The organism is Reichenbachiella sp. (genome assembly GCF_039941815.1).
Lineage (GTDB): Bacteria > Bacteroidota > Bacteroidia > Cytophagales > Cyclobacteriaceae > Reichenbachiella.
The window spans coordinates 56,770-79,990 of the sequence record NZ_JBDVDW010000014.1 but is presented as its reverse complement, the minus strand read 5'-3'; the positions used below and the strand labels follow the sequence as shown (position 1 = coordinate 79,990).

14 protein-coding genes are annotated in these 23,221 nt (G+C 41.3%); 7 read left to right on the top strand and 7 right to left on the bottom strand.

Translation table 11 applies throughout. The annotated features are described in order from the left end of the window. Positions 1-40: 40 nt before the first annotated feature. From ABJF11_RS01210 to ABJF11_RS01200, 3 genes are all read right to left on the bottom strand, one after another. The gene (locus ABJF11_RS01210) at positions 41-1,330 is read right to left on the bottom strand and encodes a citrate synthase (RefSeq protein WP_348117348.1); all 1,290 of its coding nucleotides are present in this window, start codon (positions 1,328-1,330) and stop codon (positions 41-43) included. A 75-nt stretch (positions 1,331-1,405) separates the two neighbouring features. Beyond that, positions 1,406-2,230, bottom strand: coding sequence for a prohibitin family protein (locus ABJF11_RS01205; RefSeq protein WP_348117347.1), 825 nt, complete (start codon positions 2,228-2,230; stop codon positions 1,406-1,408). A gap of 75 nt (positions 2,231-2,305) precedes the next feature. After that, entirely contained in the window at positions 2,306-3,562 is a 1,257-nt protein-coding gene (locus ABJF11_RS01200) for an asparagine synthetase B (RefSeq protein WP_348117345.1), read from the bottom strand. A 121-nt stretch (positions 3,563-3,683) separates the two neighbouring features. Here ABJF11_RS01200 and ABJF11_RS01195 point away from each other — a divergent pair, with 121 nt between their 5' ends. Together ABJF11_RS01195 and ABJF11_RS01190 are read left to right on the top strand one after the other, a co-directional pair. After that, entirely contained in the window at positions 3,684-4,913 is a 1,230-nt protein-coding gene (locus ABJF11_RS01195) for an ABC transporter permease (RefSeq protein ID WP_348117343.1), read from the top strand. 103 nt (positions 4,914-5,016) lie between these two features. Further along, positions 5,017-5,760, top strand: coding sequence for a hypothetical protein (locus ABJF11_RS01190; protein WP_348117341.1), 744 nt, complete (start codon positions 5,017-5,019; stop codon positions 5,758-5,760). Positions 5,761-5,908: 148 nt separating this feature from the next. On the opposite strand, the gene ABJF11_RS01185 is transcribed toward ABJF11_RS01190, so the two are convergent. Continuing rightward, complete coding sequence (locus ABJF11_RS01185) at positions 5,909-7,300, bottom strand: sodium-dependent transporter (RefSeq protein WP_348117340.1); 1,392 nt, start codon at positions 7,298-7,300, stop codon at positions 5,909-5,911. Positions 7,301-7,457: 157 nt separating this feature from the next. Further along, the gene (locus ABJF11_RS01180) at positions 7,458-8,864 is read right to left on the bottom strand and encodes a TonB-dependent receptor (protein ID WP_348117339.1); all 1,407 of its coding nucleotides are present in this window, start codon (positions 8,862-8,864) and stop codon (positions 7,458-7,460) included. 158 nt (positions 8,865-9,022) lie between these two features. On the opposite strand from ABJF11_RS01180, the gene ABJF11_RS01175 reads away from it, so the two are divergent. Further along, complete coding sequence (locus tag ABJF11_RS01175) at positions 9,023-9,574, top strand: hypothetical protein (protein WP_348117338.1); 552 nt, start codon at positions 9,023-9,025, stop codon at positions 9,572-9,574. Positions 9,575-9,622: 48 nt separating this feature from the next. Here ABJF11_RS01175 and ABJF11_RS01170 read toward each other — a convergent pair whose 3' ends face one another. Both ABJF11_RS01170 and ABJF11_RS01165 read right to left on the bottom strand, forming a co-directional pair. Beyond that, positions 9,623-10,507: a hypothetical protein gene (locus tag ABJF11_RS01170; protein ID WP_348117337.1), complete on the bottom strand. Its 885-nt coding sequence runs from the start codon at positions 10,505-10,507 to the stop codon at positions 9,623-9,625. Between the two features lie 119 nt (positions 10,508-10,626). Beyond that, positions 10,627-11,058 carry a peptidylprolyl isomerase gene (locus ABJF11_RS01165; protein WP_348117336.1) on the bottom strand — a complete coding sequence of 144 codons (432 nt, stop codon included), beginning with the start codon at positions 11,056-11,058 and terminating at the stop codon, positions 10,627-10,629. Between the two features lie 242 nt (positions 11,059-11,300). On the opposite strand from ABJF11_RS01165, the gene ABJF11_RS01160 reads away from it, so the two are divergent. The 4 genes from ABJF11_RS01160 (at position 11,301) to ABJF11_RS01145 (ending at position 23,220) form a co-directional block, all read left to right on the top strand. Continuing rightward, a complete protein-coding gene (locus tag ABJF11_RS01160) occupies positions 11,301-12,320 on the top strand; it encodes an amidohydrolase family protein (protein WP_348117335.1) in 1,020 nt (339 codons plus the stop codon). A 362-nt stretch (positions 12,321-12,682) separates the two neighbouring features. Then, complete coding sequence (locus ABJF11_RS01155) at positions 12,683-13,924, top strand: hypothetical protein (protein ID WP_348117334.1); 1,242 nt, start codon at positions 12,683-12,685, stop codon at positions 13,922-13,924. A gap of 89 nt (positions 13,925-14,013) precedes the next feature. Then, the gene (locus ABJF11_RS01150) at positions 14,014-18,756 is read left to right on the top strand and encodes a BACON domain-containing protein (RefSeq protein ID WP_348117333.1); all 4,743 of its coding nucleotides are present in this window, start codon (positions 14,014-14,016) and stop codon (positions 18,754-18,756) included. Between the two features lie 3 nt (positions 18,757-18,759). Further along, complete coding sequence (locus tag ABJF11_RS01145; RefSeq protein ID WP_348117332.1) at positions 18,760-23,220, top strand: DUF6443 domain-containing protein; 4,461 nt, start codon at positions 18,760-18,762, stop codon at positions 23,218-23,220. Position 23,221 lies beyond the last annotated feature (1 nt).

The window sequence follows — 23,221 nt, the reverse complement described above, 5'->3', positions numbered from 1 at the left end:
GTTTCCATCAGGGTTTCTTTATAAAGTTCGTTGAATTCTGCTATCTCTTGTTGATTTCAGAATAAGCTCTTTCTTTCTCTCCGACATATACTTGTCTTGGTCGACCGATAGGCTCATTATTTTCTCTCATCTCTTTCCATTGTGCAATCCAGCCTGGAAGTCTACCTAGGGCAAACATCACTGTAAACATCTCAGTAGGGATGCCCAATGCACGATAAATGATACCTGAATAAAAATCAACGTTAGGGTATAATTTTCTTTCTACAAAGTATGGATCGCTCAACGCTACTTCTTCTAGTCCTTTGGCGATGTCTAAGACTGGATCTACTACTCCTAATTTGGTTAGTACGTCATCCGCAGCCTTTTTGATGATTCTTGCTCTTGGATCAAAATTCTTATAAACTCTATGGCCAAATCCCATAAGTCTAAAAGGATCATTTTTGTCCTTGGCCTTATTCATCCACTTCTGAGTGTCTCCACCATCAGCTTTGATATTTTCCAGCATTTCAATAACGGCCTGATTGGCTCCTCCATGCAGAGGCCCCCATAGAGCGTTGATGCCAGCAGAAAGCGAGGCATATAGGCTTGCTTGAGACGAACCTACAATCCTTACCGTAGAAGTAGAGCAATTTTGCTCATGATCGGCATGTAAGATGAGCAATGTATCTAATGCTTTAGCTACGACAGGATCAATTTCATACTGCTCAGTTGGCAAGGCAAACATCATTTTTAGAAAATTACTGCAGTAGTCCAGACTGTTGTCAGGATAGACGACGGGCTGCCCTACTTCATTTTTGTATGCCCAGGCTGCAAAAGTTGGCATCTTAGCAAGTATTCTAATGATGCTCAAATCAACAGCACCCGCTGATCGGTTAGGATCAAGCGACTCTGGATAAAACGCAGTCAAAGATGTGACTAATGAAGAAAGTACTCCCATCGGATGAGCGTTAGAAGGAAATCCTTCTAAAATCTTCTTGATGTCTTCATGAACCAGCGTATGATGCGTAATTCCTGTTTTGAATTCATCCAAAGTCTCAGTGTTCGGCAGTTCACCATAGATCAATAAATAGGCGACTTCAAGAAAAGTAGACTTCTCAGCCAACTCTTCTATGGAATATCCACGATATCTTAATATTCCTTTTTCACCATCCAGGAAAGTAATAGCACTCTTAGTAGCGCCAGTATTTTTGTAGCCTGGATCGAGAGTAATTAGTCCACTCTGGCTTCTAAGCGCACCAATGTTGATGGCGGTCTCGTTTTCGGTACCTGTTACTAATGGAAGTTCAATGCTTTTATCTCCTACTTTTATTTCTGCCGTATCTTCTGCCATTTATTTAATGTGATTAAGTGAAAGGACTAATTAAATTTTACGCGAAAATAATAAATTATTGACTGATTGTAAAGTCTAATTATTGTTTAATATCAATGGAAGCCCATCTTTTCCGCCACCGATTACTACTATTTTTGCATTAGGCGATTTGGAAAGTTCGGTGGTCGCTTCGATCCCTCTCATTTTCAGCAACTCACTGGTCAAACTACTGTTGATAATCTTGTTAGCTGTCGCCTCACCTTCAGCCGCAATTCTTTTTCTCTCGGCCTCGCTTTGTTCCTTGTTTAGACGAAACTTATATGCCAACGCCTCTTGTTCTTGCTGAAGTTTATTTTCGATGGCTTGCTTTATCTGTGCAGGTAGATTGATAGCTCTGATGAGTAGGGCTTTCATCTCTACATTGTTGCTTTCATGGCTTAGAACCTCTGCAGTCTCGTTTTTGATCGCTGCTTCCACTTCGGATCTTTTGGTAGAGTAGATTTCTTCAGCAGTATATCGTCCCATAACCTGCCTTACCGAGGAGCGTACTTCCGGGATCACCAATACATTGATATAGTCACCCTTGAAATTTTCCTGTATGTCACCGATTTTGTTTTTCATTGGGGTAAATCTTACAGATACATCTACACTTAGTGATAAACCACTCTTGTCTAGTACATCCATGCTTTCTTCTACTTTGCTTTCAGATACATCATAGACATAGATAGTATTCCAGGGAGCTTTCATGTGCCATCCGGGTAGGATGATATTATCCTTGTCAAGTTGACCACTTACCGTGTAAAAAATAACGGCTCTTTGAGCGGGCGATATTTTGTAGAAAAGACTGGATGAAAGTCCAACGACTATGAAAAGGCCGAAGGCAATTATCAGTAAAAAAGGTAAAAATTTTCTATTATCCATCTTGATGAGATTTGATTTTAATGAAGATCAAAAGTACTATAAACAATTGGTAAAATGTGTTAGAATTGATTTTGGTTAGGTTTTTTGTTTTTTCTTTTTGGCAGCAGGAAATAGGATATTATTTAAGATGAGCCTATAGCCTGGCGAGTTAGGGTGAAGGTTGAGATCAGTTGGCTCTTCATTGACCAGATGCTGGTAATCTTCTGGATCATGACCACCATAAAAAGTCCAGAATCCCTTCCCAAACACTCCGTGAATATATTTGGCTTCATTGATTGATTTGGTCTCACCTAGCAGCACCACATCAGATTTTACCAGTCGTTTTTTAAACGCCGTAGTTTGACCCATAAATCCTTTGAGAATATGCTCATGATTTTGTGTGAGCATTGTAGGAATGGGATCCCATTTGGCAGAAAACTGAAAAAGTGTGAAGTAATCATTACTTTCTGTGAGTCCACGTTGATTAGGTTGAGTGTCGATATTCGAAAACTCATAGATATATGGGTTTCTTTCCAGTGTGAATTTTTCGAAAGCAAAAGTCTTATCAAAATCCAATTTGGACTGTGCTTGTGGGTCAGCCGGATCTCCATCGAACATGCTTTCGCAGATATCGACACCTTCCGCAGCCAAAGCAATATCATAAGTATCTGTTGCCGAGCACATGGCAAACAAAAAACCTCCTCCGGCGACAAAACCTTGTATTTTTTTTACAATTCCCAATTTGAGGTGAGATACTTTGGTGAATCCATGCTTCCTCGCAGATTCTTCATATTCCCGTTGCTGCTGTTGATACCATGGATAGTGCTGATAGACTCTGAAAAATCGACCATATTGTCCAGTAAAGTCTTCGTGGTGCAAGTGAAGCCAGTCATATTTAGGGAGCTCATCGTACATCAGTTCGTCGTCAAAAACTACATCATAAGGAATCTCTGCATAGGTCAGCACCAAGGTCACTGCATCATCCCAGGGCTGCTTACTCTTTGGTGAATAGACCGCTATTTTTGGAAATTTTTCTAGCGTCATCGCATCCATGTTGGACGATGGACTAGCGATATCGCTTAGTATAGTATTCGCCTGTGCATCAGAGATCACCAGATAGCTTACGCCTCTGATGATCAGCTCATTTTCAAAATTCTGATAGTACTTAAACATGAAGGCACCTCCCTTATAGTTGAGAAGCCAATCCACTTCGATTTCGTTTTGAAGTACCCAATATGCAATACCGTAAGCTTTTAGATGGTTAGCCTGTGTTTGATCCATAGGCAGTAGGATATGAGAACCCTTCAGTCCAAATGAAATCAACAGAAAGAATAGTAGAAGTCTGATACGCATGTTTACTTAAATTATATGCCAATTTACTAAGTCCTTTATTTTAAACTGAAAGTTTTAAATATTAGTTGCTTAGTTGTAATAAATTCGAGGGCTACACGTCTAAGGTAATAAGCAGTTATCTATGAACATAGTTGAAAATATAAGAGAAGCGATCGGATCTATTCTGGCCAACAAGCTAAGAACGATTCTGACTGCCGCTATCATTGCCATAGGGATCACTTCATTGGTAGGAATTCTTACTGCGATAGATGGTATTCAAAACTCGATTAACGATAGTTTTTCTAATCTGGGTTCCAACACCTTTGTGATTGGAGACATCGAGGAAGAACGTGGAAAAAAGAGCGGAGTCGCTCAGAAAACTTACCCACCACTGACTTTTCAACAAGTCTCACTTTTCGTAAAAAACTATACAGTCGGAGAGGTCACGTCTTTGTATACTCAAGTCACCAGATTTGCGCAAGTCAAATATAAATCGGAAGTAACCAACCCAAATATCAGCATTACCGGTGGTGATGATAACTTTCTATATGTAGAAGGCTATGATTTGGAAGAGGGTCGGAGCATATCACCCTATGAGCAGCAGAATGGATCTAATGTGGTTCTGATCGGACAAGAAGTATTCAATACCCTATTCAAGGAAAATGAACGTGTACTAAATCAGTCAATTTCATTTCTTGGTTCGAAATTTAAGATTGTTGGTGTGTTGGCAAAACAAGGAACCGAAGGTGGTCGGGCTGATCGGGCAGTCATAGTTCCTCTGGATGTAGCCAGGCGATTGGCAAAAAATCGCGCTCTCAACTACAAGATAGGAGTGGCAGTCAAGGACCCTACCAGAATGGACTACTTGATGGGAGAGGCTACAGGGCTGATGAAAACAATAAGAAAGGATGTGCCTGGTAGTGAAAATTCATTTGATATAGAAGAGAAAAAATCACTGGCAGAAAGACTCGGCGAGATCACAGGCTACCTTCGGATTGGAGGTTTTACTATTGGCTTCATTACCCTGCTTGGTGCTTCTATTGGCTTGATGAATATTATGCTTGTATCTGTGACAGAGCGAACAAGAGAAATCGGAGTTAGAAAGGCCATGGGTGCCACACCTAAACGAATCAGACAGCAATTCCTTATCGAGTCTATCGTCATTACTCAGATAGGTGGACTGGGTGGTGTGGTCCTTGGGTTCATCGTAGGCAATCTTATTTCAAATGCGCTGGCCGACACTTTTGTCGTACCTTGGTTATGGATGCTGGTAGGATTTCTCGTAGGTGTAGTTGTTGGGCTACTCTCCGGATATCTCCCAGCATATAAAGCTTCCAAGCTTGATCCGATCGTTTCTCTCCGTTTCGAATAAAAATTGTATTATTTTGGGATGTAGTTTCGTTAGGAGTAAAAATCTTCCGAAATTTACTCGATTCCCATAGTGTATAATGAAGCGAAATTTAATTTTTCTTATAATGCTTGTCTCCCAGACCTGTTTTGGGCAGGAGTTGCTTTTGTCAGGCGTGTACAAAGGACAGGGGTTGTATATTCAAAACCCTTATGATGCGGATTCCGGTGAGTTTTGTGTACAGGCGATTCATTTGAATGGTAAGAAAACCAAAACAAACCTCTCGCTTACAGCTGTACGTCTGGCTTTTAGGGATATCGATTTATATACGCCAGTATCTGTGAAGATTATTCACGGCGACAGTTGCAAGCCCAGGATTGTTAATCCCGAAGCCATTTTATATCACAGCAATTTCAAATTTGACAGCCTGGTACTCAACGACTCCATTATGCATTGGTACACCAAGGGAGATCGTCGTGATGGGAAATACATTATTGAAAAGCTCAAAGGGGAGTATTGGGACATTGTAAAAACGCTCAGATCCAAAGGTAGATTCGACGGCGCGCAATACGTGTTCTTTCCAGAGCACACAGAAGGTGGTAATAAGTATAGAATAAAATATGAGTTACCAGAAGGGAGATATTTGTATTCGTTAGAAATGGAGCATTATCACTACCCTGAGGGGGTAACCTTTTCGCCACGGGTAGTTACAGATAAGATGATATTTTCGAGAGAGGCGTCCTATGAAATATTCAGAGGAGATGAGAGTATCCTCAAAGGTAAAGCCAAAGAAATTCCGCTTCGAAGGTTGGAGCCTGGTGATTATTCAATTGTCATCGAAGGCGAAGAAGATACTTTTGTAAAGAAGTAGCTATTTCTTACTTGTACAGGACAAGTTGCCATTCACTTTCTTAAAAAGCAATTAATACAAGCCGAGTTGTGGTGCCAATAATTCAATCCTGATATCATAAAGACATGATCTTTGGAATGATTAGCCAATAAGTGCTGACTCCCGAAACTTAGTTGATAATATTCACTCCAAAGAAATTGCTTAGCACCACCATGATGAATAGTAATCCCAAGAGTGCCGGGCAGATGTATCTTACTGCCAGACCAATAAATACTTTTACTCTGGAGTCGTGATATCCTTCATACCCGATGGCCAGCTCGTCATTCAGATTTTCTTTCTTCCAGACATGTCCAGCGAATGTTACGATCAGGAAGCCTCCCAATAGCAACATGCAATCTGCCAAATGACCCAAAAAGTCCATGAAGGTAACAGCATTCTCTGAACCTATATAGGTGGTGAAAGAGGTGAACATATCACTATAGCCGTTGCCCAATAAGGAGGGTAATCCTACTAAAAAGACTACTCCAGCTGTAATGATGGTGGCTTTAGGACGGCTCATTTTATACTCATCCACTACATACGAAACTGGTACTTCTAGTAGGGAGACAGTGGAGGTCAAAGCGGCGAATGACAATAAAAGGAAGAAAAAAGCGCCTAAAACGGTACCGAGACCACTACCCAAAGATTCAAACACGCTTGGCAGAGTCGCGAAAATCAAACCAGCTCCACCTTGGATGTTGGACATGTCCCCACCTGTACTATAAGCTACGAGTGGAAAGAGCATCAGTCCTGCAAGAAAAGCTATGCCTACATCGAAGAAGGTCACTGAAACTGAAGCAGAAATGATATTCTCCTTTTTCGAAAGATAACTACCGTATGTAATGATGGTACCCATACCAAGTGACAATGAAAAGAACGATTGTCTTAGTGCACCTCCAATGGTTTTAAGGTTTATTTCTGAAAATTCTGGAATCAAATAAAATTGCACACCTGTCATGGCATTGGGTAGGGTGAGAGAGTAGGCAAGCAAGCCCAGGATCATTATAATCAGGGAAGGCATAAGAATCTTTGCTCCTTTTTCAATACCTGCTGAGACTCCTCTGGAAACTACATAGGCTGTGAAACACATAAATATCACGGCATAGATACCTGTAGTACTCACATTCGACACATATGAACCAAATTCACGACCGACGCTGAAATTGCCTTGTGCCATCTCAAAGAAATACCCGAGGGCCCAACCGGCAACTACATTATAAAAAGATAGAATCACAACACCAGCTATGATTCCCATCTTGCCGATAATATTCCACTTATTATAACCAAGCGCATTGAATGCCCCAACTGCATTTTTGTTGGTCTTTCTTCCAATTGCGATTTCAGTGACCATCACAGGGAAGCAGAGCAAAAAACAAAAGATCAGATAAAGTACAACGAAGGCCGCACCTCCACCAGCTTCTACCTCGAAAGGAAACTTCCATATATTGCCTAACCCAACAGCTGAGCCAGCTGCTGCCAAAATGAACCCTAATCGATTGCTGAAATTTCCTCTTCCTGCCATTTTCTATTGTTTAATCATCCACCTTAATCCTGCCCATATTGGATAGATGCATAAGGTAAGAAAGTAGTTTTGGTGTTACATCAAACCACGAATATAAATGAGGAAATGGAATAACCATCATTTTTTTTAACAAAGGCAAAATGGGGTGATTTACGACCTATACTTTAGCCGTCTGGCCGACATATTTAAACATTTTCTTTTCTTTGATCAGGTGAGTGACCTTATAAGGAACAAATTCTTCCCATCCAGGTTCGCCTTTCTCAATCATATCTAGTACATGATCAGAGATGATGTGTAGGTTTTCAGTTTTGGCCTGATCAATGTCTTGAATGTATTGATTGCTGATGAGGTGCTGAAAGAGGAACTTTAGATGCTCTGCCGGTTGAAAGTTTTCAATAGTTTGTAGCTCCTTATTCTCATCAGTCTGGCTAGGATAGACAAGCACCTGCTGATTGGCAGCAAACAATTTACCGAACGCCTCCATAATTCCGCCCGCCAGGTCTTGGTAATATTCTTCTTCAAATAGCCTCGCCAAATTATTGATTCCGAGTATAAATGCAATTTTTCCTTTTCTCGTTATCCTCCCGAGATAGTTGGCGATTTTGTAGTGCTCATAGTAGTTTGAAATCAAAACAGTCTGACTCAGAGAATTCAGCAAATCGACACGATCCAGAAAATCTTTCTCATCGATATCCCCTTCAAGTGTCAAATCTTTTAATGTCAGCTCTGCCATGACCTCAAGCGGTTCGCCCAGTTGTTTCTTAAATTGACGCACTCCCGCAATCATCATGTCTACATTGACATTAGTAATTGGTCTGAACCTGCCTCTGAGTACGCACACATTTTTTTTATAAAGGAAGGAGGAGGGCTGTTTTACTTCTCCGTTCTGATCAAAAATGGCAGCTTTTGTTAGTCCATTCTTTACCAATTTCAAGCTCATCAGTCGATTGTCTATCCCTTCAAAAGCTGGACCTTCTAGTCTAAACATATCGATTTCAATTCTGTCCTTGCTGAAATTATCAACAATGGAGGTCATCAGTAACTCAGGGTCTTCATGATGATTGAAGCAACCATAGATCAGATTCACACCTATTTTGCCCAGAATCTCTTGCTGCCAGATCATATCAGGATCCTTTAATATGACATGTATGATACAGTCATTAGGAGGAGAGAGTGGTGAAAGCTCGAATCTCAAACCAATCCATCCATGGCCTTGATTGGATTTTTGATAATTGATGGTCTCAACAGTATTTGCAAAAGCGAAGAATTTGGTTTTACCTGATCGGTGTGTCAACCTTTTAGACAGCAACGCATACTCTTTGTTGAGCATTTTGAGCAATTTATCCTCGCAGACATATCTTTTGGTCTCCCCGTATATGGCATCGGAGAAGTTCATGTCATAGGCAGACATGGTTTTGGCGATGGTACCCGAAGCGCCACCTGCTTTGAAGAAATTGGAGGCCACTTCCTGACCAGCTCCAATTTCGGCTAAGGTGCCATAAATTGACTCATTTAGGTTTAGTGAAAGTGCCTTTTCTTTGGTAGTGTGTACTCCTTCTTCCATTTTTTCTTTGCTTTAGCAAAATTATCAACAAGGTAAACGAAATGAAAAGGTTGGTCTCTTCATTTTTACTATTTTTGATAATTATTTAATTTAAAAGATGCCTTTAGTCAATTTATTGAGCTTATGAGCGTTTAGTCTAATAATAAATAACTCCATCTTTGATACTTGCCTTATTACTTAACGACACCATTACACTAGACGAACGCATCATTTGGGCGGGTTTTGCTTTCTTTTCTCTTTTTCTTCTTGGAATAATTGCTGCATATATTGATTCACTCAACCTTTTCTACTATCGAAAGGTCAATTTTCGCGTAGGGGATATTGAAATTACCTATTGGTACAAGTGGAAACTATTCACCAGCAAAGGCTCACCATTTTTTATATGGCGCAAAATGAAAATGAAGAACCATGTCACTAATATGGAATCAGAATATGTCTTAGATCCTGTAAGTGAGAAGGGACATATCCTTTACTTCTATTTTGATCACAACTATAAGACCCACACAGGAATGCTTTTTGACTCTCTTGTTGTCCGAGATTCGGATATTTCAATGGGGTTTGATGTATACTCTTTGGATTATCTTGGCCGCCACTATGTATATGAAAGGAGAGAAGAAGAAACTGAGTATCTCGGGATGATCGAACGCGGACAATTCTACAGGTCTGAGGGTATGTTCAGAAATGTAGAAAGCCGTGAGCTAAACTACTAATCTGACTTTCCATAAAGTCTGTCAAATTACGAATATTCTTCACAAACCTTATTTCACCTCGTAGGCAGCTACCGTATTACCAAAAAAAGTAGGCACCAGTAGTAGATTTTCGCTTTGGATAAAACAGATATCTGCAGCATTTTTTCCTTTAGATTTTGTATCGAGCAGAAGAGATGTATTTCCCTGATTGTCTACAAAATGAACTTCGCCATTCCAGTTAGAAACCAGGTAGTTTTCACCTATGGCAACAATACCGTCTCCACCCTCAATTCCACTAGCTACAAGTGTTTTGGTTTTGGTATTTCGGTCTACACGATAAAACTCACCTCCGCCATATGAGGCCACCATAAGCTGGTCGCCTTGCGCCAGCAACCCGTTGGAACCGTGAAATGCACTGTCGTTCATCCAAAATTTCATGGAGCCATCAGTGAGTTTATGAATATTGTTCAGGTTAGAATCTGATATTAAGATATCTTCTGTATCAGTGATTGTGATGTCATTTAGGAATTGGGCATTACCTACCAGATATCTTTTGACGATTACCCCACTAGGGATATCGATTTCTACTACCTCGTCTATGTTGGTCACAAACAAGCTGCTATCTATGATTCCCATGCCTTTGGGTGCAGAAATCTCTGTTACCCAGTCGAGATCGATCACCTCACCGCTTGTTGAAATGATAGAAATGAAACCGTCGTTGTCTTTAGCTGTAGGCGGTACTGAGCCAATATTGGAGACATACAAAACGTCTCGAAATTCATCATAAATAACAGACTCTGATGTAGTCATCAAAGTATCTGTTTCCCAGACTTTTACTAGCTGAGGAGCGGATATGGAGGGAGAGGAAGTAGATTCCTGTTCTTTTTGCTGAGCTGGTTGACAGGCTAAACCCAGGATCAGCAGACAAACGAATAGTAGATTAGATTTTATCATGGAATAAAGTATAATGTTTGAAACGAATTTAATAAAACGACCGCATAAAAAAACGGCAATTTCAAAATGTTCATCAGAAATTTTGAAATTGCCGTTCCACGATTTGTTTGAGAGTGGACTTAGTCGTTGACCACCACTTTGTCCATTTTATCTCCTTGTTCGATTTGGTCAATGACTTCCAGACCTTCTACTACTTTACCAAATACGGTATGGTTTCTATCTAAATGAGCAGTGTTGGTTCTGCTGTGACAGACGAAGAATTGAGAGCCACCAGTGTTTCTACCTGCATGTGCCATTGAGAGTACACCTCGATCATGGAATTGATTGTCGCCATCCAGTTCGCAGTCGATGCTATACCCAGGTCCACCGGCGCCGGTACCATCCGGACAGCCCCCTTGTATCACAAAATCAGGAATAACCCTATGGAAGGACAAACCGTCATAAAAGCCTTTTTTGGCCAAATCAGTAAAGTTCTTAACTGTATTAGGAGCATCTTTTTCGAAAAACTCCAACTTCATTACACCCTTTGAGGTGTGGATTTCTGCATTCATAGTATCTAGTTATTATTACAAAGTCACAAATCTAAATTCTTTTGCTCAAATACCTATTAATTAATGCAATGCAAGCCAAAGTGAAGGAAATAGAACCCATTGTATTGTATTCAAAGGAGCCGTTCCAGACGACATACTTTAAAAAAGACACATAAGATTTACTGTTGTCATTGAATTCTGTGATACAAGTATCAGTATAATTATTAATTTCGGCTATTGATATATTCATTAAACCCAAACCCATGAGCAATGCTTTGAAAATAGATATGCACACGCATATCTTGCCCAAAAAATTACCTGACTTCGCTAAAAAATTCGGGTATGGAGATTTCATTCATCTCGTTCATAGAAGACCTCATTATGCGGATATGATGAAGGGTGGTGAGTTTTTCAGAGAAATCAATGAAAACTGCTGGGATGCTCAACTTAGAATTGACGAATACGCCAAATTCAACACTACCTATCAGGTAGTTTGTACGATCCCGGTGATGTTTAGCTACTGGGCCAAGGCAGATGACTGCCTGGAGCTTTCAAAATTTCTCAATGACGACATTGCCCAACTGGTCAATGATTATCCTAAGCACTATATCGGCCTGGGTACGGTACCTATGCAATCACCCAAGCATGCGGTAAAGGAACTGGAGCGACTGAAGTCCTTGGGAATTCCTGGAATTCAGATTGGCTCGAATATCAATAACAAAAATCTAAGCGAACCCGAGTTTCATCCTATATGGGAAGCCTGTGAAGCTCTTGATCTGGCTGTCATGATCCATCCTTGGGAGATGATGGGCCGAGAGCATATGTCAAAGTATTGGCTGCCCTGGTTAGTAGGTATGCCTGCAGAGACCTCTCGCGCAGCCTGCTCTCTAATCTTTGGTGGGGTGCTTGAAAAATACCCTGAAATTAGATTCAATTTTTCTCATGCCGGAGGATCACTTTTGGCTACAATCGGCCGTGTAGAACATGGATTCAACTGTCGCCCCGATCTCGTTGCAGTAGACAACCCCATAAACCCTAGAGCATATCTCGGCAAATTTTGGGTAGACTGTATCACCCATGACCTTCCATATCTCAAGTATATCATAGAAATGATAGGTTCTGAGAAAATTACACTGGGTACTGATTACCCCTTTCCACTGGGAGACTTGGAAATAGGAAAATTTATCGAGGAAAGCGATCTGGCTCAGAGTCATAAAGACAATATTATGTATCAATCCACACTGGATTGGCTTGGCTTCAATCAGGCTGATTTACTTTTTTAATAACAATTCTCTCTCAGCTTAAATTCCATTTGATGCTGCCTGTTTGCCCAATGCAACCGGACTAATTTCCATGACTATCAGAGTGCTAGCAATACTTTTCAATAATTATTGCTAGATATTGATGTCATTCTATTCTGACTTGTCCTTATATACATTGAGAAAGTAGTATTTCAAAAATGGACAGCAGTCCACGACTACCTATTGATATAAGTCATTATTGAAATTAGCCATCGTCAATTTTAGGAATTATTCTTCCTAAACAATTGCAAAATAATAGTGGTGCCTAACACTATTATTATAAGATCGGTTTTTCAAAGATCCTGCTCTATATCAATACTTATTGTATTAATAAAACAGAAATCATGAAAAAGATCCTTGCATTACCAATTTTAGCAGCACTATATAGCTTGTTGTTTTCGACTCATCTTCAGGCCAGTCTATATTCACCACGATCAGCACTCGAATTTCAACAGGCTACCAAAATGCGTATTGCAATAGAATCGAATTATATAAGATTTTTTGCCAATGGCAACGAACGTATGACCCTTGATGTGAACGGAGATTTGGGCCTTGGTACAGTCTCACCAGACGGGTACAAACTCAATGTGAAAGGTACCGCTCGAGTGACAAAATTCCTGGATATTGGTAGAGAAAGATCTAGCGATGCGTTTCAAGAAGGACTCTTTGTTCAGGGCAGCGCAGATTCAAGAACCTGTTTTCAGCTGGCTACCAAGGGTCACTCCGGGTCACATGCCATGCTGTTTAGTGCATACAAAAGTGCTGCACAGCAGTCTGGCAATCTGGTGGCATCTGGCAATACAAAATTTCATGGAAATGCGGGTAGCTATCAAAGTGGTGCGGCCATGATTCATTACTATGGCAATAAGGGAGGAATGGGATTTTATATTTCAGAAATTTCTACCGGGGCAGATACGGATGTGGCTTGGGGAACACCCAAACTAAAAATCCAGCGAGATGGTGCTGTAGGGATCAATACTAATGATCCTCAAGATGCTTCTTTGCATGTCTACAGAAATGCTACAATGGGAGGGTGGACCAATGGAATCACCGAGGCTTCAGCCACGCTTAGAATTCAAGATTCAGGTACAAGTATGTATCTTGATGGAAATGCACTTGTCACTACAGGTGATCTGCATTTAGGCACGCGAGATGGAGATTATATTGCAATAGCAACTAATTCGGTGGAGAGAATGAGAGTAAAGCCGAATGGCAATGTAGGGATCGGTACTACCACTCCAAATAATAAGCTGCAGGTAGTCGGCAACATCCACGCAAACTCCTATTCTGCCGTGTCCCCGCCCTCCTGGCCAGATTATGTTTTCGAAGAGTCCTACGAACTCAGCGAGCTGGCTGAAGTAGAGCGTTTCATTGAAACTAACCATCACCTACCTGAGATTCCTAGTGCTGCAGAAGTGAAAACCGATGGAGTGAAATTGGTGGAAATGCAAGCCAAGCTACTGCAGAAGATCGAAGAGCTTACCTTGTATTTGATCGAGCAGGATAAAAAACTGGGAACTCAAAATGGAATGATAAAAGCTCAGCAGCAAAGGATATTAAGTCTGGAAAAATGGGTTCTTGACTAATGTAAAGAGGAGCCATCTTCTGCTGACTTGCCTCCTGAGATAGGTATTCAGCGATGTGTAAGGTAATTCAAAGAAGCCAAATTAAGATTATGAAATTATTGACTACAAGTAAAGTTTGTTGTTCGCTATTGGTGCTCTATATCTGTTTTTGGAATGGCAAGGACATTCAGGCTCAGGATGAGCCTTCCTCTGATCAGATACCTGCTGGTTTTGGAGTCAATGCGCTTCAAACCTCAGAGAATTTAAGCTCAGGGGTACTCAATATCAACTTGCCCATCGAAAGCCATATTCTCCCTATTTCACTCAATTATACGACCTCAGGGATCAAAGTCAGCCAACGGGCAAGTATAGTTGGTCTGGGTTGGAATTTAACTGCTGGTGGTGAGATTACCCGTCAAGTAAGAGGCCAGCCTGATGACTATGAAGAAGGCTATAGTGGATTAAATCAGCGTGGACAATATGTGGACGAATTCGGACCAATCATTGCCGAAGGTCAGAATAATAACGGACTCAGTACAGTTTGGGACAGCGAGCCGGATCTGTATTCTTTTAACTTTTTGGGACACGGGGGCATGTTTACCTTGGATTACGAGAGAAATGTCATCAAGTTGACTCCCAATAACTTCAGGATCACTGCCAAGTTTGTTAATGCTTCAACAGACTATTTTGAATTTACCATTGTAGATGAGCAGGGTAATACCTTTCTATTCGATAAACGTGAAGAAGTGACTACTATCAGAAGCGGCTATTCAAAATCGTATGATAGAAAGTGGCACCTCACTCAAATCACCCAATATCAAACGGGTTACCAAGTGGATCTGGCATATGAGCGTTTTGAAGAATACACCGAAACCAATATTTTCAGAAGCAAAACATTGGAAGACAATGATATTTCCAAGGAGAAAGAGGAGCCTGTAGATGAAGAGGTTGACAACAGCTGGACCCCATGGCTACTCAGCCAAATTGTGTTGAATGAAACTCAAATCAATTTTGATTATTCCAGTCAACCTTCTAGTGGGACACAGCAGAGCAAGCTACAACGTCTGGATCATATTACATATTCAACTCATGGAGTGGAAGTTCAAAAGTACACCTTTGAGTATAAGCATTCTCTGCGCTCTTTTATACCCAGAATGATGTTGGCTGGAGTGACCAAGAGTACTTTGGATGTGGTCATGTATCAGTTTACCTATTTTGGAGAACAAAACGGAGAAACTCTACTTCCTGATTACAATTCTATAAAGCAGGACCATTGGGGATTTTATAATGATAATACCGCTTTATCATCTTTTCCAGTTGATGGGGCTAATAAGGAGCCTTCATTGCCACATACTAGATCCCATTCTCTCAAAAAAATATATGATGCCTTTGGGAGTTACCAAGAATTCGACTATGAGTTAAATCAATACCATGACGGGTCGAACAACCAACAAGCAGGCGGTTTGAGAATAGCCCATGTATTCAAAGGGGAAGAAAACGGAGATCGCTATAAGGTAAAATCATACCAATATGATCAGAACGCCACTTCCAGTGGGCACTTGTATGCAATTCCACAATATTCTTATAGTACTGAAGAATTAAATACCCAAGAACCGCTGCATTCCTTTGTGGATATCAAGCAATATAGTGTGCATCGAGACCGATCCATGGAGCAACTAACCGATCCCATGGGACGACATATCGCCTACAAATATGTAAAAGTCATCGACGCTAATCTCGGCTATACGCAAACCCAATTTCATGTATTTGAAGATGATAAAAGTGTATTTGAAACTGGCGTTTTAGACATAGAATTCATGGTCTATGGAACCTCCTATGTTTCAGGGTATGATAATTCAGAATCTCCTGGCCCCTTTGGTAGTAGAAAATTTTCAGGATCCACCGTAGGGCTGCCTAAGGTAATTGAAGTCAGAAGAGATGACGAAGCATTATTGAGTAAAGAACAATTCGAATATGAATATGACATACCTGATGCTAAGAATGCTTGGGGCTTCCATTTTTTGAAGGTACGTAATATTACTAACGAAGGAGAATTGTCTGCTAATCAAAGTCAATACCTCACGGGTGTATATGACAATAAATTGGGTCAAGCATTACTAATTAAAAAGTACTCTACCAGCTATGAATCTAGCGACGAATCTAAATCATTGACTGTCGTAACAGATTACATATATCACTCCGGGGATTATACACTACTCGACACTCAAACTACCTACCGATTGGGAGGTGAGGCTCAAACGCAGTCAGCTAAAACTGATTATGTGATAATGGAAGTAGATCATACTGATCATAAAAAAGCCGACGAAGACCACATCGTTCAGGCCATAGATAAACGCTTTACCTACATTAATGGCGAGGAAGTATCAAAAATTGAAAATGTCTATTATACTGATAGGCTGAGGCTTAAAAATCAAAAATCGTATGTCTATGAGTCAGGAAATCCATATTTGATTGGAGATATTAACTATAAGTATGATGGTGCTGGTAAGGTGGTGGAAATATTGGATAATCTAACAGGTAAAGCTTCATCGCAAATATGGGATCGAAACGGCACAGTTGTAGTCGCTAGCATTAACAATGCCGAAGTGGAGGCATGTGCCTATAGCAGTTTTGAAGATGTATCAAGCAATGGGTGGGCTGGTTTGCTCCCAGTTTTTACCCTAGAGCAAATTGGATGCGTGTCGAATGAAGGTATTGAGGCCTGTAAAAGCAAATGTGCAGAACCAGACAATGATTGTTTTGCATTATGTGACCGATGTGCCATTGATCCGGTGAATATCTCTAAAGGTATATTTGGTGATTATGCCTATCAATTAGAAAAAGGGAGTCTCAGTAAGTATTTGCCAGCCAATGATACTTACCTGCTCAGTTATTGGAAAAAAGAGGGTACGTTGTCTGTGTCAAATCTTTCTGCCAATGACCTAGTATCCACCAAGAGGATGAAAGGTTGGACATTTGAAAAAAGAATAATTACCAAGAATGCTACAGCTGGAGCCATCACTATTTCAGGAACCGCGGTAATCGATGAGTTGAAAATATACCCCAAAGAAGCGCTGATGACTTCCCTCACTTTTAATCCGGCATTGGGTAAAACCTCAGAAACTGATGTCAACGATCAAATGATCTTTTATGAACACGACGAGGCAGGGAGAGTTGTGGCAGTCAGGGACATAAACCTAGATATACTATCTAGCCAGTCTTATCATATTGCTCCATTCCTGAACGTAGATGAGTCAAAGATCACTGCTTTTCCGTATGCTGGATCAAGTCAATTATTTATTGTGTCCAATGCGACATGGACCATCACTGATGATGTCGACTGGATCAGCGTGAGCCCATCTTCCGGTGATCGTAACCAGGCAGTAACCGTTGCCTATTCAGATAATTTTTCAGATGCAATCAGAACAGGAAATATCACTATTGCTGTAGCAGGAGTAAACAGTGCAGTGGTTCCGTTGGAGCAGGAATTGTTCCCGGAAAGTGAGCTTAGTTCATCTACTACATCAGTATTCGCTGGTACTACCACGGTATTGGTAGAAAGCACTGTGCCCTGGACAGCTACTGTGAAGTCCGAGTGCTGTATAGATATTGACCTCAATGGTGGGGTCAATCAGGTGATTGGAAAAGGCGATGGTAGTTTTAGCATAACTAAATCAGGCACTGAATTGTCTTGGATAGAAGTAAAAACTTACGACAATGAACATAGTATTATTATATGGGCTTATCCTACCCCACCACCTCCTCCTTCTGTTTTGAGCTTAAGTGAATCCTTTATTGAAGTAGGTTACCATTTGGGGAGGACTAATTTTGACATTACATCCAATATAGCATGGGAAATCACTGAAACAGCAAATTGGTTCAGTGTCAATCCTACTAATGGAAATGGAGATCAGCAGATATCCATTTCCTACGATGCTAACATTGCATGTATTGCACGATCCGGTAACCTCATCGTATCCGCTACTGATCAGAGTGATGTAGACGATGCAAGTATGACACTACGACAGAATCATGATGACTCATTTTGTGTATCGTCCACTACTGTAAGTACCCCCGCTACCATACGAGTAGATAGTGAGGTATCATGGTCTGCGAGTATAAGTACCCAGCCATCAGGTGGGGAAGTAACGCTTAGCAATTTTACAGGAACCAGCGGTGACGGCAGTTTTAAAGTAAACTATACACACTTCGACATAGAAGAAAGGGAGTCAGATTATGCCACAGTGGAAGTAACTACGATTAGCGGAAAGGTGAGGACAGTCGTGGTTCAACCTACCATCCCTCCCCCTCCAGCTCCTATTTTGAGTGTCAACCCATCTTCTATTGATGTGACTTATTCTTCTGGCACAGCCACTCTTAATGTAAACTCCAATGTAGCCTGGCAAATCACCGAATCCACTGCTTGGTTGAGCGTCAGTCCCACCAGTGGACAAGACAATGAGTCAGTAACCATATATTATGGAATCAACAACACGAAAACCACCAGAAGTAGTGAGATAAAAATCTCAGCAAGTGGTAGCGGGGTAAGTGATGCTCTAGTTAGCCTGCAGCAGGGGTTTGACGCCACCAGTTCCCTTTCTGTATCACCGACAAGTGTGGGGTCAGCAGGTGGCACCATTCAGGTGTACAGCAATACCTCATGGTCGGCCAGGATAAGTAGTCAACCTTCTGGAGGAATGCTGTCGCTTAGTAGTATCACTGGAACGGCTGGTGATGGCAGCTTTAGAATAAGTTATTCTGACAACGGCATAGATGAAGGAGGGAATGATTACGGTGCGGTGGAAGTATCAACGATTGACGGAAAGAAAAAAACTATAGTAGTTACCCTTTAACAAATGAATAAAATACACATGAAGCCTATTCAATTGATACGATTAGCAAGGATGATTTTTATAGTATGCGGTTTAATTATATCCAAGCATGGCACTAAGGCACAAAATCTGACCACTTCAAAAAACCATGTAGTCACTCGCTCAGCAAAAGTGGCAGGTATTAAAAGTGTGGAAGATATGGTCGAGGAAAATCAATCAGAGGTAAGGGTTGTTGTTAACTATACCGACAGATTAGGAAGGCCAGACCAGCAAATCGTCATCGGAGCCTCTCCAAATGGCAAGGATATCGTCTCCTTTCATCAATACCAGGAAACCTCAGGTTTGGAAACCAAGAATTATTTGCCCTACGTTTCGGCAAGTGCCACTAACGAAGGCGCTTATATTCCTTCGGCGTCAACTGATCAGGCCAACTTTTATTTGTCTGCGTCTCATATCGATCACGATACTGCTCCCTGGAGCGAAGTAGAAATCGAACGGTCCCCGTTTAAAAGGGTACTGAAAAGCGGCGGCTTGGGCAAAGGATATCAATTAGCTGACAGCTACTACACTTCCACTGATTTTAAACTTAACGAAACTACTGATAAGGTATTGGAATGGACAACCAACGACCAGGGTGACCTGCACTTAGAGGCCAATGTTTATTTTCCATCTGAATCACTCATAAAGTCTACAGTGAAAGGCCCCGAATATGAAGAAGGTAATAACAACCATCAGACCATCACATTCACCAACTATAAGGGCCAAAAGATATTGATTCGGCACTTCAATGACACCGAGCAATTCGACACTTATTATGTTTACGATGACTTTGGTAGACTTATCTACGTGGTTCCGCCAGAAGCGGTGCGTGTAGGTCAATTGCCGGTCGTGGAATATTATGACCCTAATCAACTAAACATCTTTACCAGCTCACAAGCATTTCCAGCGACAAGTCCTACTAATACGGTCTATTACGTGGCTAAAAACAAGTCCGTAGCTCTAAACGAAGGGCTTGTTTTGGAGGAAGGTTTTGATATAGGTATGATCCCTGAAAATGGAGTAGTCACTGGGTATGAACCTGTACCGGATATAGATCAGTATCTTTTCAAAAACAAATATGACAATAAAGGTCAACTCGTGATCAAAAAAGTACCTGGAGCTGAAGAGATTCATTATATCTATGATATCAGCGGAAGATTGATCTTAAGCCAGGATGGCAAACAAAGAACCAATGAAGAATGGACCTTTACCAAGTATGATCAACATGATCGACCGATACTCACAGGTGTCGTGACTGACGAAAGAAATAGAACAACACTTCAGCTCTATTTAAACACAGAGATTGTTGAAGGAAAGAGATTTGAATCTCGTGGGAGTGTCATCCATGGTTATACGGATAATGTATGGCCTAAAGGTGTAAATGCGGATGACTACCTAGTAGTTAGCTATTATGACGATTACGCATTTATCGATGGCAACTGGACAGGGTTTGCCCATGATACGAACAATGGTATCAATGACGAGGCCTCCCTGCTGATGCCTCGCGGGCAGGAAACCGGAGGCAAAATCCGTGTCCTGAGCAGCTCAAGTACTCAGTGGCTCAAGTCTGTAAAGTACTACGATGAAGACTTGCAGCTGATTCAGGGTATTTCTGATCATCACCGTGGAAACCTTGAAAAAGTATATACGCAATACAACTGGTTGGGAGAAGTAGTCAAAACTCGATTCACTCATAAAGTGAATGCTTCTAAAACGCTTACCATCGATGAGCGATATGTATACGATGATGGTGGACGGCTACTCGAGCAGTATCATAGTACCGACAACGAACCCGAAATCCTTATTGCAAGTATGAGTTACAACGAAATGGACGAACTCATAGAAAAAAACCTCCACAAGCAAAGCGACGATACTTATGTGCAATCGGTGGACTATCGCTACAATATTCGCGGTCAGCTGATCAATATCAACAAGGCAGATGGTGGTGTGCATACCGGAGATACAGATGATAACCCTGATCGCTTTGGTATTAATCTCTATTATGAAAGCTCACCAAGCGGATTGACCTTTGAGTCTGACAATCCTTCTAATCTTGCGGGCACAACCTGGAGCCATCCTGACATGGAGACTGATCAACGCGCCTATGGGTATAGCTACGATGGAGCTAACCGCCTCACAGGAGCAGAATACAACGAAAAAGATGGTGGAGTCTGGGGGACTAAGAAGAATCACTTCAACGTAAGCGACATCACGTACGATCGCAATGGTAATATTAAGACTCTAAGCAGAAAGCATAACAATACCCTGGTGGACGACTTAGAATATAGCTATGACGGCAACAAACTCTGGACTATCGATGATGTGACCAACGAAGACGAAGGGTTCAAAGATGGAGCGGAAGGTGCTGAAGAGTACGATTTCGATGAAAATGGAAATATGATCCGCGACGACAACAAACTGATCACAAGTATCTCCTATAATATGCTAAATAAGCCCGAAATTATTACGTTTAGCAATGGCGATCATATCGACTACCTCTATGATGCTGCGGGAACCAGACTGAGGATGTCAGTGACTACAGGCAGCGATACTTTCGTGACCGATTACAGCAGTAGACTGATATACGAAGAGGACGAGCTTACGCTTATTCCCATGCCTCAGGGAAGAATCGTGGTGGAAAAAGTCGCCGACGACTACAACTATGACTATCAGTATCACCTAACGGATCACTTGGGTAATACACGATCCACAGTAGCTCCACTGGTCAGGGTATATAAAGCCACCATGGAATCCGAAAATGCAGGGGTAGAAGACAATCAGTTTTTGAATTTGGCGGCCTATCGAAATCTGGACGCTGCCAACGCCAAGTATGGTGATGAAAGTGCTCGACTCAATGCCGATGACGACAAAATGATCGGACCTGCCAAAGCATTGAAATTATATGCCGGAGATGTAGTAGATTTAAAGGTGTTTGCTAAATATCAATCTACCGCTAATTCCACGCAGGCAACTACCAGTGTGATGCTCTTCGATGCCCTGGCTGCGGCTTATGGCATTGGTGGCAGTGGCGAACTCTTTACAGCATTTCAAGGGCAGTTTGGTGCAGCATCATTGTTTGTGCAAACTCAAAACGAAGTGCCGGCAGCTTTCATGAACTACATTTTTTACGATGAAAATTATGAAAACCCACAATTTGGACACGTTCAGGTAAGTAGTGCGGCCGAATCGGACTTTGAAACCCTTACACTTAGCGTAACAGCCCCGGCAGATGGATATATGTTCACTTATTTGAGCAACGAGAGCTCGCTCGACGTAGATGTCTACTTTGACAACTACCAAGTGACACATACCTCGAGTGCTTCGGTCTTACAAGCCGACGACTACTACCCGTTCGGTTTGCCGATCACTGGCAACAAATACGAAGAGCCTGGAAATAAAAACAACCGCTTCCTTTACCAAGGTAAAGAGTGGCAGACGGCCTTGGCGCTGAATCTTTATGATTTTCATGCCAGACAGTATGACCCGGCGACTGGGCGATTCCTGAGCAGCGATCCGCAGAATCAATTTGCATCCGGTTATGTCGGGATGGGTAACCAACCGACAGTGGGTGTTGATCCTGATGGGGAGTTCGCATGGATTCCTTTCGTGATTGGGGCGGTGATTAATGTCATAGCTAATCGTGATAGGATTGATAATGTAGGAGAATTTTTGAGTTATGCTGTGGTCGGAGGAGTATCTGCTTCTATTGGGTCAGGAGTTTCCGGGGCTAATATTGTATTTGCCAATACGCTTGCTTTAGCGAGTGCTTCTACATTCAATTCAGCTGGAAATTATATTGTTAATGGTGGAGAAGGCAATATCTACACAAGTTTTGGCGGTGTTTCAATGAATTGGTCTCAGGGTGACTTTGGGTATTTGGGAGAAAAAGGAAACTCAACTCTAGAAAATATCGGATATGGATTGGGGGCTTTGGCGAATGTTGCTGATATTAATAAGGTCATTAATAGTACAGATGCAACTCTATATACAGAGAAAAATGATGCTATTTCGCATAGTGCTATTGTTGACGATAAAACTGGAAGCCCATTAATGTCATATGGGCCAGCTGACGATAAGATTGGAGGTACTCCTCCTAGCATTAAAGATCGGATTCCTGCTGCCAAACCAGCATTGAGAGAAGCAGGAGGGTACAAGAAATTTGGCCTTGCTATTCGAAAAAGTAAATCTGATTTTCATGTCTATACTGACTTGCCAGTTGATGTAACAGTAAATAAACACACGGTAGGATTAGTGAGGTCATTAGGTAAAGTCCTTCCATATCAGGGTTGCACTGTAAATTGTACAAATATGGCATCACTTTCGTTATGGCTCAATGGAATACCAAATATTGGCATTCATCCATATTTTTTATATGCGTCTACATGGGCATATTCAAATGGAATTAGAGCAGACTTATTTTCTTATCATTTACAAAATCATAAATAAT

Bases quoted from the DNA above. Each gene is read 5' to 3' on its own strand.
- ABJF11_RS01185 (WP_348117340.1), bottom strand. From the start codon at position 7,300: ATGGCAGGAAGAGGAAATTTCAGCAATCGATTAGGGTTCATTTTGGCA.
- ABJF11_RS01165 (WP_348117336.1), bottom strand. From the start codon at position 11,058: ATGAATGCAGAAATCCACACCTCAAAGGGTGTAATGAAGTTGGAGTTT.
- ABJF11_RS01180 (WP_348117339.1), bottom strand. From the start codon at position 8,864: ATGGAAGAAGGAGTACACACTACCAAAGAAAAGGCACTTTCACTAAAC.
- ABJF11_RS01170 (WP_348117337.1), bottom strand. From the start codon at position 10,507: ATGATAAAATCTAATCTACTATTCGTTTGTCTGCTGATCCTGGGTTTA.
- ABJF11_RS01200 (WP_348117345.1), bottom strand. From the start codon at position 3,562: ATGCGTATCAGACTTCTACTATTCTTTCTGTTGATTTCATTTGGACTG.
- ABJF11_RS01155 (WP_348117334.1), top strand. From the start codon at position 12,683: ATGAAAAAGATCCTTGCATTACCAATTTTAGCAGCACTATATAGCTTG.
- ABJF11_RS01145 (WP_348117332.1), top strand. From the start codon at position 18,760: ATGAATAAAATACACATGAAGCCTATTCAATTGATACGATTAGCAAGG.
- ABJF11_RS01190 (WP_348117341.1), top strand. From the start codon at position 5,017: ATGCTTGTCTCCCAGACCTGTTTTGGGCAGGAGTTGCTTTTGTCAGGC.
- ABJF11_RS01210 (WP_348117348.1), bottom strand. From the start codon at position 1,330: ATGGCAGAAGATACGGCAGAAATAAAAGTAGGAGATAAAAGCATTGAA.
- ABJF11_RS01160 (WP_348117335.1), top strand. From the start codon at position 11,301: ATGAGCAATGCTTTGAAAATAGATATGCACACGCATATCTTGCCCAAA.
- ABJF11_RS01205 (WP_348117347.1), bottom strand. From the start codon at position 2,230: ATGGATAATAGAAAATTTTTACCTTTTTTACTGATAATTGCCTTCGGC.
- ABJF11_RS01195 (WP_348117343.1), top strand. From the start codon at position 3,684: ATGAACATAGTTGAAAATATAAGAGAAGCGATCGGATCTATTCTGGCC.
- ABJF11_RS01150 (WP_348117333.1), top strand. From the start codon at position 14,014: ATGAAATTATTGACTACAAGTAAAGTTTGTTGTTCGCTATTGGTGCTC.